General features: G+C 71.2%; 14 protein-coding genes. 10 read left to right on the top strand and 4 right to left on the bottom strand.

The window, feature by feature from the left end; genetic code table 11:
* Nucleotides 1–234 precede the first annotated feature (234 nt).
* The 4 genes from AO398_RS15480 to AO398_RS15465 all read left to right on the top strand — a co-directional run bounded on the left by AO398_RS15480 (nt 235) and on the right by AO398_RS15465 (nt 2,721).
* Nucleotides 235–645: a hypothetical protein gene (locus tag AO398_RS15480; RefSeq protein WP_058193015.1), complete on the top strand. Its 411-nt coding sequence runs from the start codon at nt 235–237 to the stop codon at nt 643–645.
* A 31-nt stretch (nt 646–676) separates the two neighbouring features.
* The gene (locus AO398_RS15475) at nt 677–1,366 is read left to right on the top strand and encodes an HAD-IA family hydrolase (protein WP_058193014.1); all 690 of its coding nucleotides are present in this window, start codon (nt 677–679) and stop codon (nt 1,364–1,366) included.
* Nucleotides 1,367–1,495: 129 nt separating this feature from the next.
* Complete coding sequence (locus AO398_RS15470) at nt 1,496–2,284, top strand: ATP12 family protein (protein WP_058193013.1); 789 nt, start codon at nt 1,496–1,498, stop codon at nt 2,282–2,284.
* 131 nt (nt 2,285–2,415) lie between these two features.
* Entirely contained in the window at nt 2,416–2,721 is a 306-nt protein-coding gene (locus AO398_RS15465; RefSeq protein ID WP_058193012.1) for a hypothetical protein, read from the top strand.
* 76 nt (nt 2,722–2,797) lie between these two features.
* Here the strand turns inward: AO398_RS15465 and AO398_RS15460 are convergent, their stop codons facing one another.
* Both AO398_RS15460 and AO398_RS15455 read right to left on the bottom strand, forming a co-directional pair.
* Nucleotides 2,798–3,292 (bottom strand): glutathione peroxidase, encoded by a 495-nt coding sequence (locus AO398_RS15460; RefSeq protein ID WP_058193011.1) that lies wholly within the window; start codon nt 3,290–3,292, stop codon nt 2,798–2,800.
* A 40-nt stretch (nt 3,293–3,332) separates the two neighbouring features.
* Nucleotides 3,333–3,893: a hypothetical protein gene (locus AO398_RS15455; protein ID WP_058193010.1), complete on the bottom strand. Its 561-nt coding sequence runs from the start codon at nt 3,891–3,893 to the stop codon at nt 3,333–3,335.
* A gap of 133 nt (nt 3,894–4,026) precedes the next feature.
* On the opposite strand from AO398_RS15455, the gene AO398_RS15450 reads away from it, so the two are divergent.
* Complete coding sequence (locus tag AO398_RS15450; RefSeq protein ID WP_058193009.1) at nt 4,027–5,415, top strand: aminotransferase; 1,389 nt, start codon at nt 4,027–4,029, stop codon at nt 5,413–5,415.
* Between the two features lie 21 nt (nt 5,416–5,436).
* Here AO398_RS15450 and AO398_RS15445 read toward each other — a convergent pair whose 3' ends face one another.
* Both AO398_RS15445 and AO398_RS15440 read right to left on the bottom strand, forming a co-directional pair.
* Complete coding sequence (locus AO398_RS15445) at nt 5,437–6,759, bottom strand: HlyC/CorC family transporter (RefSeq protein WP_058193008.1); 1,323 nt, start codon at nt 6,757–6,759, stop codon at nt 5,437–5,439.
* Nucleotides 6,760–6,819: 60 nt separating this feature from the next.
* Nucleotides 6,820–8,253, bottom strand: coding sequence for a hypothetical protein (locus AO398_RS15440; RefSeq protein ID WP_244498789.1), 1,434 nt, complete (start codon nt 8,251–8,253; stop codon nt 6,820–6,822).
* A 331-nt stretch (nt 8,254–8,584) separates the two neighbouring features.
* On the opposite strand from AO398_RS15440, the gene AO398_RS15435 reads away from it, so the two are divergent.
* From AO398_RS15435 to AO398_RS15415, 5 genes are all read left to right on the top strand, one after another.
* A complete protein-coding gene (locus AO398_RS15435; RefSeq protein ID WP_058193006.1) occupies nt 8,585–8,983 on the top strand; it encodes a DUF3775 domain-containing protein in 399 nt (132 codons plus the stop codon).
* 23 nt (nt 8,984–9,006) lie between these two features.
* Complete coding sequence (locus AO398_RS15430; RefSeq protein ID WP_058193005.1) at nt 9,007–10,287, top strand: phosphatase domain-containing protein; 1,281 nt, start codon at nt 9,007–9,009, stop codon at nt 10,285–10,287.
* Nucleotides 10,288–10,563: 276 nt separating this feature from the next.
* Complete coding sequence (locus AO398_RS15425) at nt 10,564–11,664, top strand: alpha/beta hydrolase (RefSeq protein ID WP_058193004.1); 1,101 nt, start codon at nt 10,564–10,566, stop codon at nt 11,662–11,664.
* Between the two features lie 149 nt (nt 11,665–11,813).
* Nucleotides 11,814–12,071 carry a hypothetical protein gene (locus AO398_RS15420; RefSeq protein WP_058193003.1) on the top strand — a complete coding sequence of 86 codons (258 nt, stop codon included), beginning with the start codon at nt 11,814–11,816 and terminating at the stop codon, nt 12,069–12,071.
* Between the two features lie 258 nt (nt 12,072–12,329).
* A complete protein-coding gene (locus AO398_RS15415; protein ID WP_058193002.1) occupies nt 12,330–13,496 on the top strand; it encodes an MFS transporter in 1,167 nt (388 codons plus the stop codon).
* Nucleotides 13,497–13,548 lie beyond the last annotated feature (52 nt).

Below are 13,548 nucleotides of genomic sequence, written 5' to 3'. Positions count from 1 at the left end.
GGCGGGCGCGTGCCCGCCGAGAGCGCGGGACCGGTGAGGAAGCGGGGGAGGGGGGCGAGGTGCAGGGGGCGGGCGAGCCCCGCGGCGTCGCGCCCGCCCCGGCGGCGGGCGCCCCGCCCCCCAACCCTCTAGGGCCGGCCGCGCCTGGGCACTGGGCCGCCTCGCCTCAGATGCTGACCCGCGACCCGCCGTTCCGCCGCGGGGCCGATTTCCCGCGGTTCGAGACCCTGACGCATGAAGCTCGCGACGCTGGCCTGCCTCGCCGCCCTTTGCCTGGTCGGGCCGGCCGCCCATGCCGCGCCGGGTGAAGCCGCCAAGCCGGCCGCCCCGGCGAGTGCCGCACCACCGGCCAATGCGGCCAAGCCTGCGCAGCCCGTCCCTTCGGCCGATGCGCCGCAGCCGGCTGCGACCCCCGCCCCGTCCGCGGCCCAGCCGCAGACCGCCCCTCGCCCGGCATCGAGCGGCCGGGCCGAGCGGCGGCGGCGATCCTACGCGGCCTGCAACCGCGCATCGCACCAGCGTGGCTTGCGCGGCGGCAGGCGGCGGCGGTTCCTGATCCGCTGCCGGCTCGGCTACGAGCGCACGCACGGGCAAGCGGCGCAGCCGGGTGCCGCCCAGCCGGTGCAGCCAGGCCGCAAGCCGTGACCGGTCGCGCCGCGCCGGGTGCGCCCGGGCGATGAAGCTGATCGTCTTCGATGTCGACGGCACCCTGGTCGACAGCCAGCATCTGATCGTGGCCGCGCAGGGACTCGCCTTCGCGGAGAACGGCCTGCCGGCCCCGGGCCGGCGCGAGGCGCTTTCCGTGGTCGGGCTGTCTCTGCCGCAGGCCTTCCGCCGCCTCGTCGGCGAGGACGGGCCGATCGCGGAACTCTCCGAAAGCTACAAGCAGGCTTATAATCGCCTGCGCGTCGACCCCGCCTACGAGGAGCCGCTGTTTCCCGGGATGGGCGACCTGCTGGCCCGCCTGCGCGCCCGGGAGGACGTGCTGATCGGCCTCGCGACCGGCAAGTCGCGCCGCGGCGTCGACCGGCTGATCGAGCATCACGGCTGGGCCGACTGGTTCGTCACCACGCAAAGTGCCGACGATGCGCCGTCGAAGCCCGATCCAACCATGCTGCGCCAGGCGATGGCAGAGGCCGGCTGCGCCCCCGAAGCCACCATCATGGTGGGCGATACCACCTTCGACATCGGCATGGGCGTCTCGGCCGGGGCCGTCGCGGTGGGGGTCGGCTGGGGCTATCACCCGGCCGGCGCCCTCTACGGGGCGGGGGCAGTCACCGTGGTCTCGTGCGCGGGTGCGCTGGAGGGGTTGTTCTCCGGGGGGGAGCCTTCGGGCCCGCCCGCTTCGCCGTCATCGCGAGCGTAGGGAAGCGACCCAGGGAATCGCACCGCTCGGAGAACGCCCGCCGCCCTGGGTTGCTTCGCTCCGCTCGCAATGACGGCGCGATGTCCAGCGAGGCTCGCCGACGAACCCCAAAACCCCTATCTGGCATCCATGAGCGATGTGACGAACGAGTGGCTCGGCGGACCGGGCGACGGGGAACGCCCCGATCCGATGCGGGCGGCCCGCGGCCATGCCAAGCCTGCCCTGCCCCGGCGGTTCTACAAGGAGGCCGGCTTCGCCGAGGGCCCGGATGGATTTCGGTTGACCCTGGACGGTCGTCCGGCCAACACGCCGGCCCGCAACCCGCTGAGCCTGCCGACCCGGGCTTTGGCCGAGAAGATCGCGGCCGAATGGGCGGCGCAGGACACGGTGATCGACCCGGCCAGGATGCCGCTGACCCGGCTGGCGAATACCAGCATCGACGGCGTCGCCCCCCGGCACGCCGCGGTGGTGGAGGATCTCTGCGCCTATGCGAGCACCGACCTTGTCGCCTATCGGGCCGGGGATCCGGACCGGCTGGTCTCGGCCCAGGCCGCCGCCTGGGACCCGGTCCTCGACTGGGCCCGGGAGACCTTCGGAGCCCGGGTGATCCTCAGCGAGGGTGTGATGCATGTGGAACAGCCGCCCGATACCGTGCGGGCGCTGTCCGAGGCGGTGGCCGCGGTTGAGAGCCCGTTCCGGCTGGCCGGACTGCACACGCTGACGACGCTGACCGGCTCGCTGCTGATCGCGCTTGCGGTCCTGCGCGGCCGCCTCGGCCCGGCCGAGGCCTGGGACGCGGCCCATGTGGACGAGACCTATCAGGCCGCCGTATGGGGCCGGGATGCCGAAGCCGAGGCGCGGCTGGCGATCCGCCGCACCGAGTTCGAGGCCGCGGCCGAGCTGATCGCCAGCGTCTGATCGGGAGCTGGGTGGATTGCGCAGATGCACTTGCGCAACATGCCCGAATTCGCTGCCGCGAGGCCGTATAGCCGGCTGACAGGCCGTGAGGATTGACTTAGGGTCCGGCTATTCTAGTCGTCGGATCATCCATGCGCGCCGATCCTTGCCGTGACAGTCGCTTCGAAGACGAATTGGCCGCGCTCCTTGCCAGCAAACAGTCTTCCGACGACGCGGTAGCGCGCGAGGCTTTGTTCGCGGCCCTCTTGCGGCTGGAGCGGCGGGCGCTGATCGCGGGCGCCACGGATTCGACCCTGGCCAAGATCGCCGAGGCCCGGTTCCTGGTCGGCATCCTGCGCGACGCGATGCGCCCGTCGCGGATTGCGCCGCTGCGCAGCCTGCTGCGGCTGGCGGCGGAGCCGCGCCGGCTCGCGGAGGCCGATCTCGATCCGGTTTGAGGCGCGGTCCGACCTTTCACTGCCGGCATTGCTTCGCTGCGCTCGCAATGCCGGCGGCGTTCCTCGCGCCGACCGCTTACCCCACCGGCTGGGCGAGCGCCTCCCGCACCTTCCCCTCCAGCGAGGCGGGCTTCGCCGATGGTGCGAACCGGGCGATCACCTGGCCGTTCCGGCCGACCAAAAACTTCGTGAAATTCCACTTGATCGCCGTGGTGCCGAACAGACCTGAGCGCGCCTGTTTCAGGTGGTCGAACAAGGGCTCAGCCTCCGGGCCGTTCACCGCCACCTTGCCCAGCACCGGGAAGCTGACGTCGTAGGTGAGCGAGCAGAAGCGCGCGATCTCGGCGGCGTCTCCCGGCTCCTGGGCGCCGAACTGGTTGCAGGGAAACCCCAGCACCGTCAGGCCCTGGTCCCGATGCGCCCGCCACAACGCCTCCAGCCCGGCATATTGCGGGGTGAAGCCGCAGCGCGAGGCGGTGTTGACGATGAGCAGCACCTCGCCGCGATGCTGCGCGAGGGGGTACGGACTCCCGTCCGCCGCGGGAACGGTGAGATCGTGAATCGTCGTCATACCCGATCAGTCGGGCAAACCTCTGGAGGCTGCAAGGCCCTTACGCGGCTTTGACCTTCTGCACGTCGAAGCTCGGACCCTGCGGGGTCATCCGGTCGTGGGAGACGATCCGCTCGTCCGGCCCGACCACCCCGAGACTGACGTCCCGATCGGGTAGGACCACCGTCGTGGTCTTGTTGACGTGCACCAGCACGTGGCGGCGCAGCGGCACCGAGGCCACCGCCCAGCGCTTGAGCTGGCCGTAATAGGGCTCCCGGCGCCAGACATTCGCCTGACCGGGATCGACCTGAACGTTCATGTTGCGCGAGAGCGGGTCGAGGGTGAGCACCATCTTGGCGCGGTCGGGCTTCCATTCCGGACCGAGCCAGCTCTCGGTCATCCAGAGGCAATGGAACGCCCGGCAATGGTCGGGGCGCGTGGCGTGGATCGCGCAGCCCTGGCCGGCCTTGGTGTGACGGCACCACTGGCCCGCCACGCTCTCCACCGCCGGCACGTCGTAGACCTTGCAGCACAGGGTGCAGGCGCCGCAGGCGCGCCCGGGGGCCGGCTGCGCCACGAAGGCTTCGGGCGCCAGGACGGGCGAGGGACCGGAATTGAGCATGGATCGTGCGTCGCGCGGGTCAAACACGGGGGCATGCATCCGGTAACGGCCGGGCGCAGGGCCGCGGGACTACCTGCACGGGCATCGGGTCGGTAGTGTGGCGGATCCCCTGGGCATGAGGACGGTGCGAACGATGCTCTCGAATCTCGCGACCCGCGACGTCGAAACCCTGCTCCACCCCTACACCAACCTGTCGACCCACCGGCATACCGGCCCGCTGGTGCTGGAGCGCGGCGACGGCGTCCACGTCTACGACACGGAGGGCCGATCCTACATCGAGGGCATGTCGGGCCTGTGGTGCACGGCGCTCGGCTACTCGAACGCGGAACTGGTCGAGGCCGCCCGGGTCCAGATGGGCCGGCTGCCCTTCACGCACCTGTTCTCCGGCCGCAGCCACGATCCCGGGATCGAGCTGGCCGAGACGCTCAAGGAGCTGATGCCGGTCCCGACCTCGAAGATTTTTTTTACATCGTCCGGATCCGAGGCGAACGACACGCAGGTCAAGCTGACCTGGTACTACAACAACGCGCTGGGCCGGCCGAACAAGAAGAAGATCATCGCGCGGCAGAAGGGCTATCACGGCGTCACCGTGGCCAGCGCCTCGATGACTGGCCTGACGGCCAACCACGCCGACTGGGACCTGCCGCTGCCGGGTTTCCTGCACGTGTCCTGCCCGCATTTCTATCGCGGCGCCGAGCCCGGCGAGACCGAGGAGGCCTATTCGGCCCGCCTCGCTGCCGAACTGGAAGAGACGATCCTGCGCGAGGGGCCGGAGACGGTGGCGGCCTTCATCGCCGAGCCGGTGATGGGCGCCGGCGGGGCGATCGTGCCGCCGCGCGGCTACTTCGCCGCGATCCAGGCGGTGCTGGCGAAGTACGAGGTCCGGCTGATCGCCGACGAGGTGATCTGCGGCTTCGGCCGGCTCGGCACCTGGTTCGGCAGCGAAGCGCTGGGGATCCGGCCGGACTCGATCTCCTTCGCCAAGGCGCTGACCTCGGCCTACATGCCGCTCGGCGGCGTCAGCATCGACGAGCCGCTCTACCAGGCGATGATCGGCCAGAGCGAGAAGCTCGGGACCTTCGGGCACGGGACCACCTATTCCGGTCACCCGGTGGCGGCCGCGGTGGCCCTGAAGGCGATCGAGATCTACCGGCGTGACCAGGTGATCGAGGGCGCGGCCGAGAAGGCGCCGCATTTCCAGCGCCGGCTCGCGGCGCTGGCCGACCACGACATCGTCGGCGAGGCCGGCGGCATCGGGTTGATCGGCGGGCTGGAGATCGTCGCCGACAAGGCCAGCAAGCGCCAGTACGACCCGAAGGCCGGCGTCGCCGCCCGCTGCGTCGCCTTCGCGCAAGGCGAGGGCCTGATCGTGCGGTCGCTGGCCGGCGACCGCGTCGCCGTCTGCCCGCCGCTGATCATCACCCCCGACGAGATCGACGCGCTGTTCGATCGGCTGGGCCGGGCGCTCGACCGCACCCGCGACTGGATCCGCGCCGAGGGGCTGGAGGCGCTGCCGGCCTGAGGAGACCCGGCGCGGCCCGGCTCACACCGGGTCGCGCTGCGCCTCCGCCTGCGCGGTGGTCTGCAGGCCGGTCGTGGTCAGCGGCGTGATCCGCAGGGTGGTGATCCGGTTCTTGGCCTTGCGGATCACCTGGAACCGGAAGCCGTGGAAGTTGAAGGCCGTGCCCTGGTCGGGGATGGTCCGGGCCTCGTGGATGACCAGGCCCGCGATGGTGGTGGCCTCGTCGTCGGGCAGGTTCCAGTCCATGGCGCGGTTAAGATCGCGGATCGGCACGCCGCCGTCGACATTGACCGAGCCGTCGCCCTGCGGGCGCACGCCGGAGACCGTCACGTCGTGCTCGTCGGCGATCTCGCCGACGATCTCCTCGAGGATGTCCTCCAGGGTCACGAGGCCCATCACCTCGCCGTACTCGTCGACCACCAGGGCGAAGTGGGTCTTCTTGGTGAGGAACGCCTTGAGCTGGGCGCGCAGGGACGTGGTACCCGGCACGAACCAGGTCTCCAGCGCCAGGGCCTCGACCTTCAGCCCCGAGGCGTCGCCGCCCGCGGCGTCGAGCGCCCGCAGCAGGTCCTTGGCGTGGAGCACGCCGACGATGTTCTCAGGCGTGCCGCGCCACAGGGGCATGCGGGTATAGGGCGAGGCCAGCACCGCCCGGACGATGTCCTCGGAGGGCTGGTCGGCGTCGATCGCCCGCATCTTGGTGCGGTGGACCATAACGTCCGAGACCGACAGGTTCGACAGGTCGAGCAGGCCGCCGAGCATGTCGCGCTCGGCCTTGGCGACGCCGCCCTCCCGGTGCATCAGCGCCACCTGCCCGCGCAACTCCTCGGAGGCGGTGAGGATCGACTGGTGCTCGCCGATGGTGACGCCGAACGGCTTCAGCATCAGCCGCACGAGGTGCTCGATGGCGATCGCGGCCGGACCCATGATGGCGACCGCGAAGGCCACCGGCCGGGCGGTGAGCAGGGCTGCCTTGTCGGGCTTGGAGATGGCCAGCGTCTTCGGCAGCACCTCGGCGAAGACGATGACCAGCACCGACATGCCGACGGTGGCGTAGATCACGCCGCTCTTGCCGAACAGCGCGGTGAGCACGCTGGTGGTGAAGGCCGAGGCGCCGATCGCCACGATGTTGTAGCCGATCAGCATCGCGCCGATGAAGCGCTCGCGGATCGCCAGGATGCGGTTCACGATCGCCGCCCGTGGATCGCCCGCCTGCTCGAGGGCGTGCATCCGCGCCCGGGACGCGGCGGTGAAGGCGGTCTCGGCACCCGCGAAAAAGGCCGAGAGCAGCAGCGAGATCACCACGATGCTCGCGGCGAACCACAGGTCGATATGGGTGTCCATCGGTTCCAAGACGCGCGACTCAGGCGGCGGGGAGGCCGCCCATATAGCGTCTCGTGCGGGTTATTGCGCGCCGATCCGACGCACCGTCCACGTCGCCCAGTAGACCGGCCGCCCGTAGAGGCTCGAGGTGTCGCGCCCGGAGGCCGTCGGCGCCAGCCGGTCGAGCCAGGTCAGGTACCCGGCCTTGCCCGGATAGATCGACGGGGTGTCGAGGTTGCCCTGCGCATCGGTCATCCAGAAGTGCGCGCTCCGGTCGAACCGGCCGCTGCCGTCGCCGCCCGAGCGGAGTCCGAGATAGGCCGGCGAGCGGCCCGCCTCCACCGGGTCGGCGTAGAGGGTGAGCGCCCCGATCCCGTCGAGATTCAGGTCGGGGGTGTATTGCAGGCAGATATCCGCCACCGGGCCGCCCGGGGCGTTGGCCGGCCGCTGGCAGGTATAGGACACCGCCCAGCGCTGCATGCCCTTGGCCCGCGCCACCCGCACCAGGCTCCCGGGCGGCAGCGGTGCGGCGAGCTGCTTGGCCGCCGACCAGACTTTCGAGGCCGACAGGTCCTTCGACGTGCGCAGGTAAAGGGCGGTGCGGCGCTTCTCCGGGGCGAGGCCGCAATCCTCGGGCAGGACGTCGGTGTAGACGTAGTGGTAGGTCCGGTCGACGATGCTGATCGAACCGGCAAGTCCGTGGGTCTCGAAGGCCGGGGCCGGGCAGGACGAGGCGACCGGCTTGCCGGATTCGTCGACCACCGGAGCGGGGTTGGGCGGCGTCCCGCGGCCGCCGGGGGTGAACGGCGTCCAGGTGAGCCCGTATCCGTCCGAAGTGCGTGTGCGGATCTCGAAGGTCTGGAAGTCGACGGTGCGGGCCGCGATCTGCACCCGGCGCCGTATATCCGCCGGCTGCGCCGCGGGCTCATCCCGCTCGGCCCGGTGGCGACCCCGCCGTCCGCCGGTCGGCTCCGCGTCCGGGTCGGTGTTCCCGCCGACCCGCTCCTGACCAAGCAGGAAGACGTAGCTGTAGGCTTCACCGGCCCAGTCGCGGCCCGAGACCGCGATCGGGTCGCGGGGCCCGATGCCCTCGGCGGCCGGCTCGGACGCGCCGCGCTTGGCCGCGCGCTCCTCCGGGAGATCGACCGAGAAGCGATCGGCCGAGGGCGGTAGCGTCGTGGCCAGCGCCTCCGGGCTGCGGCCCGTGCGCAGCGACCCGGCGTCGCGGCTGTCGGTGGCGCGCCGCTCCGGGCAGGGCTCGTCCCGGCGACGTGATGAGAGCGGGCTCTGGCCCTGGAAGATCATCTGCAGCGGCCCCGGCGCCTCGGCCCGCGGCAGCCGCAGGATCTGCACGCCACGGACGAACGCGCAGGGCGCCGGCGCGATCAGCACGCCCTCGGCCTCGGCGCCGTCGCGGCAGATTTCCAGGCCGCCGCCCCCGGTGACGTAGCAGCTTGGCGCGCTGGCCTCGGCGCTGGCGGCCCGGGCGGAGACCGGAGCCGGTGCTGCGACGATGCCGAGCGCGAAGGCGCCGAGCAGCGCCGCGACCGGCACGGGTGGGCGCCGGGGCTGGTCGGGGCACTTAGACTGACAATCGACGGTATCGACAGGCGTCGTTGCGGCGGCGTTCAAAGATGTCACGTCTATCGCCGCTGTCGATCCGGTTGTTCGGAAGGTTCGGCAGCCTCTAGCCTATGGTCCGGCAACCGGGAAGTGGCGCGGACCACGCATACCGGGCAACGTGCGCGCCCGTCGCGTTCGGCAAGGCGAACCCGGGGGCCGCTCGCCCGTTGTCGCCGCTTGAGGGCGGAAACGTCCGACCCAGTCAGCGTCCGGAGATCAGAGCATGGATATCGCCGTCGAGACCGTCACCGACCTCGTTCTGCGGCTGCGTGCCATCGAGGTGAAGGAAGGCAACACCGATCCGGATTCGGGGTCGAACCCGATCGACGACGGCTCCACCGACGTCCTGATCTCGGGCACCGATGACGCCACCGAATCCGAGGTGCGCGGCGCCATCGCCGGGCTCGACGACGATGCCCGGGCCGAACTCCTGGCCCTGTTCTATATCGGCCGCGGCGACATGGAGCCGGAGGAGTGGGGCGATGCGGTCCGCTTCGCCCGCGAGCGCGAAGCCGTCGGTGAAGGCGCCGTGAAGGAGTTGCTGGGCGCGCCGGATGCCGGCGACTTGCTGGAGGAGGGCCTCGACGCGATGGGGCTGACCCCCGAATTGCCCCAAGCCTGACGCGCAGACCGGAGACCAGCGGTATGGCTACCCGGGTTCGCCGCGGCGTCAACAAGGCGGTGCGGGTCCTTACCCGCCCCGTCCGCCGCGCCCAAGGGCATGGCGGGACGGGCCCTCGCCGTCTCGTGGTCGAGCCCTATCGCGGCTACGGCTCCCGCCGCGAGATCTTCCTGATCGGCCGGGTCTTCCGGCAATCCCCTGGGATCCCCGGCGAGGACCCGGACTCGTTGAGGGCGCAGTGGCGCGACCTGCGCCGGCGGATCGCCCGGCGCACGGTGGCGGGCGCCGCGATCACGGCCCGGTTCGGCGGTGATGCGGCTCGGGTCGAGACCGACCGGGACGGTTATTTCCGCCTGCATCTGCATCCGCGCGCGCTGCCCGGGCGCCCCGGGGCGGGCCCGCCGGTGGAGCTTGTGCTGGAGGACGAGACGCCGATCCCCGCCGAGGGTGCGGTGTTCATCCCGCCCGATGACAGCCGCTGCGTCGTGATCAGCGATATCGACGACACGGTGATGCATACCGGCGTCGCCAACAAACTGAAGATGCTGTGGCGGCTGTTCGTCGAGGATGCCGACAGCCGGGTCGCCTTTCCGGGTGTGGCCGCCCTGTACCGTGCCCTCCATGACGGGGCCGGCGGGGCCGAGGGCAATCCGATGCTCTACGTTTCCCGCGCGCCCTGGGGCCTCTACGAGATGCTGTCCGAGTTCTTCCAGCGGCACGGCATCCCGGTGGGGCCGGTGCTGTTCCTGCGGGAATGGGGCCTGTCCTGGACGCACCCGCTGCCGCGCCGGGCGACCGACCACAAGCAGGCGCTGATCCGGCACATGCTGTCCCTCTATCACGACCTGCCCTTCGTGCTGATCGGCGACAGCGGCCAGCACGACCCCGAGGTCTACGCCCAGATCGTCGAGGAGCATCCCGGACGGGTGCTGGCCGTCTACATCCGCAACGTGTCCAACGATGCCGCCCGGGTGGAAGAGATCGTCCGGCTCGCCGGGGCGGTCGCGCGGGCCGGCTCCAGCCTGGTCCTCGCCGCCGACAGCGTCGCCATGGCCGAGCACGCCGCCGGGATCGGTCTGATCACCGCCGATGCGGTCGCCCGCGTCGCCGACGAGCACGCCGGCGCCGACACGCCGCCCCGCCGCGAGACCGCCCGGCTCACCGCCGAGCCCGGCGAGACCGCGCGCGAGGCCGCGATCTCGGCCGACGCCGTGGCGGACGCGCTCATCGGCGATGGCAGCGTACCCGCCACCGTGGTGGTCGAGCCGGAACACCCGGCCGCCCTGCCCCGGGTGGCCGGGTGATACTTTTTGGGGGGAGCGAGCTGTCCCCCCCACACCGTCATTGCGAGCGTAGCGAAGCAACCCAGGGCAACGCGCGATCTCAGAACGTTGCGCATCACTGGGTTGCTTCGCTGCGCTCGCAATGACGGTCCTGCGTTCAAAGGTTCGTGCAACGCCCGAACCTTAGGACGAAAAACAGGTCCCATCCTGCCCTCACCCCCTGTATCCTTGACGGCCGAGCGCCCCCTGCCTGCAACGACAGGCCATCGCGAGAAGTCGCTCGCTGGAGGAAACCCAATGCGCCTGAGCTTGCCCGCCCTGCTGTTGATCGCGCTCGGCACGCACGCCGCCTTCGGGCAAGCGGCTCCTGGGGCCGATTTCAAAGGCCTGGAAGCCGAGATGGGGGCGGCCAATGCCGCGCCCGGACCCCGCACGGTGCCGGGCCGGGTCATCCCCGTGCCCGACACGATCAGCCCGGATTTCCGCAATGCCGTGGCGGCCCCCTACCGGGTGCCGGCCTGGAACGCGAACCCGCCGGATGCCGCCGGCTGGAAGGCCCTGGTGGATCGGCTGGCCGCCGCCGGCGCCGCCACCCTGCCGGCTTTGCGCGAAAAACTTGGCGTCACCAGCGAGACCGCAATGATCGGCGGTGTGAAGGTGTTCGTGGTTCAGCCGAAGACGATCCCGGAGGCCAACCGCAACCGGCTGCTGCTGCACATCCACGGCGGCGGCTATGTCTACAATCCGGGCGAGGCCGGCACCCTGGAGGCGATCCTGATGGCCGGGCTCGGCGGCTTCAAGGTGATCTCGGTCGATTACCGCATGCCGCCCGACGCCCCCTACCCGGCCGCCATGGACGATGCGACCGCGGTCTGGAAGGCGATGCTGGCCATGCAGAAGCCGCAGAACATGGGCGTCTTCGGCACCTCCACGGGCGGCGGCATGACCCTGGCGCTGATGCTGCGGGCCAAGCAGGAGGGCCTGGCCCTGCCGGCCGCGATCGGTCTCGGCACGCCCTGGTCGGACATGACCGAGACCGGCGACACGTACCGGACCAACGAATGGCTCGACAACGTGCTGGTGAGCTATTCCGGCTACCTGACGCCCGCCGCCAAGCTCTACGCCGCCGGCCGCGACCTGAAGGATCCGCAGCTCTCGCCGATTAACGGCGACTTTGCCGGCCTGCCCCCCGCGATCCTGATCAGCGGGACCCGCGACCTGTTCCTCTCGAACACGGTGCGCACTCACCGGAAGTTGCGCGCTGCCGGGATCGAGGCCGATCTCCAGCTGTTCGAGGGCATGTCGCACGCCCAGTACCTCGCCGCGCCGAACGCGCCGGAGACCAAAGCGGTGTTCGGCGAGATGGCCCGGTTCCTGGACGCACATCTGGCCCGCTGAGACGCCGGGGCTCGGCACCTTGTGAAGGCGCGGCCTCTCCCTATGTTGCAATGCCGCATTCCTAAAAACGCGCTTCACATCCCGAAAGGGTCTCCTAGCTTGGGGGGCTCACGTGCCGGCCCCCCTCGCCTCGATCTCCGGAGCCCTCCGTGCAAACCTACACCCTGGCCATCGCCGACGGCGTCCTGTTTGCCTGCTTGCCCGACGGGGCCGACATTTCGGCCGCGATCACCGACGCCACCGCCACCAATTACGGCTTCGGCCTCAGCCTCGACATCGTCCGAGGCGCGACCCTGACCAATGCCAAGGGGCCGAAGGACGAGGTCGTCTGGCAGGAGGGCTCCGACAGCGAACTCTTGGACGAGCACGGCCGCCGTTACCGCTACGCGGTTCGCCGGCATTCGTGAGGGGGGGGCGCGCCGGGATGGCGCGGGGGACCGGATCGCGTCGCTCGGCCCAACGCTGTGACGTGGCCGGCGCGATGCTTGTCCCGCCCGTGCCTTCATCCTGAAGTTTTTGGGACAGTGGCCGGATCTATAGTCCAGCCGCCCGCGTGATTTGCGTCGGCACTCCGAATACGCTTGTCTGGGCTATCTTTTCGTAGCCCGACCGACCGGACCCGCATGCCCCCCTGCCCCCCGCCGGCATCCTGACCCGGCGCCCCGATGGATCCGGGCGCGATCTGCACGGGGTGGCGGGGCGGTCTGGCCCGCTTCCTTGTCCTGTACGCCAGCCTCTATGGCGCCTACGGCATCCTGTCTCCGATCCTGCCTGGATTCCTGGCGGCCCGGGGCCTCACTCCGGGTGAGATCGGCACCCTCCTCGCCGCCGCAGGCGCCCTGCGGATCGTGGTCGGGCCTCTGTCCGGCGCCGTCGCCGACCGGCGCCGTGCCGGCCGCCCGGTCCTGGCCGCGAGCGTCGCGCTCGCCGGTCTCGCGGTTCTGGCACATCTGCCCGGTGCCGGGTTCTGGCAACTCCTCGGGCCGGCGCTGCTCTACGCCGCCGGAACCGCGGCGCCGGCGCCCCCCGCCGACGCACTGGCGCTCGCCGCCGCCCGGGGTGGGACGGTGTTCCAGTACGGCTGGGTCCGGGCCGCCGGCTCGGCCAGTTTCATCGCCGCCACCGCCGCCGCCGGCTGGCTGATCGCCGCCTCCGGCCTGGCCGCCGCCCTGATCGCGGGTGGCGGCTTGTTCGTCGCGGCAGCCGCCGCGGCCCTGGCCCTTCCGGTTCGGGACGGTTCGGCGAAGGTCGGCGGATGGCTTGGCCAGAACGTCGACGGGTTGCTCCGGCTCGCACGCTTCCGTCGCATTCTCTTCGCAGGCTCGCTGGTAATCGGCGCCCATTCCCTTCACGACGCCTTCGCGATGATCCTGTGGCGCGGCGCCGGAATCGGGGCCGGAACCGCCAGTCTGCTCTGGTCCGGATCGGTGGCCGCCGAGGTGCTGGTCTTCCTCCTCGCCGGTCCCCCGCTGCTGGCACGGATCGGCCTGCCCGCCGGGATCGCGGTCGCGGCCTGTGCCGGCGCCCTGCGCTGGTCGGTGCTCGCCTCCACCACCGCGGTCCCGCTCATCGCTGCCGCGGAGGCCCTGCACGGCTTGAGCTTCGCGCTCCTGCATCTCGCCTGCCTCGGCCTGATCGAGGCCGCCACACCGCCGGAACTCCGCGCCACCGCCCTGGCGCTCTACGGCACCGTGGCGCTGGGCCTGTCCGGCGTGCTCGCGACCCTGGCCTCCGGTGCGCTCTACGGGGCGTTCGGCGCTTCGGCCTTCTGGGCGATGGCGGCGCTCAGCCTCGCCGCCCTGCCGCTGGTGCCGGGCCTACGCGACGAGTGAAGCCGCGGGTTCTTTTCCCGGCCCTGTGGTACGGACCCGGAACGGACCCGCC

It is taken from the genome of Methylobacterium sp. GXS13 (assembly GCF_001455965.1).
In the GTDB taxonomy this organism is placed as follows: Bacteria; Pseudomonadota; Alphaproteobacteria; order Rhizobiales; family Beijerinckiaceae; genus Methylobacterium.
The sequence above is the reverse complement of the archived record's forward strand: the minus strand, read 5'-3'. Positions and strand labels throughout refer to the sequence as shown.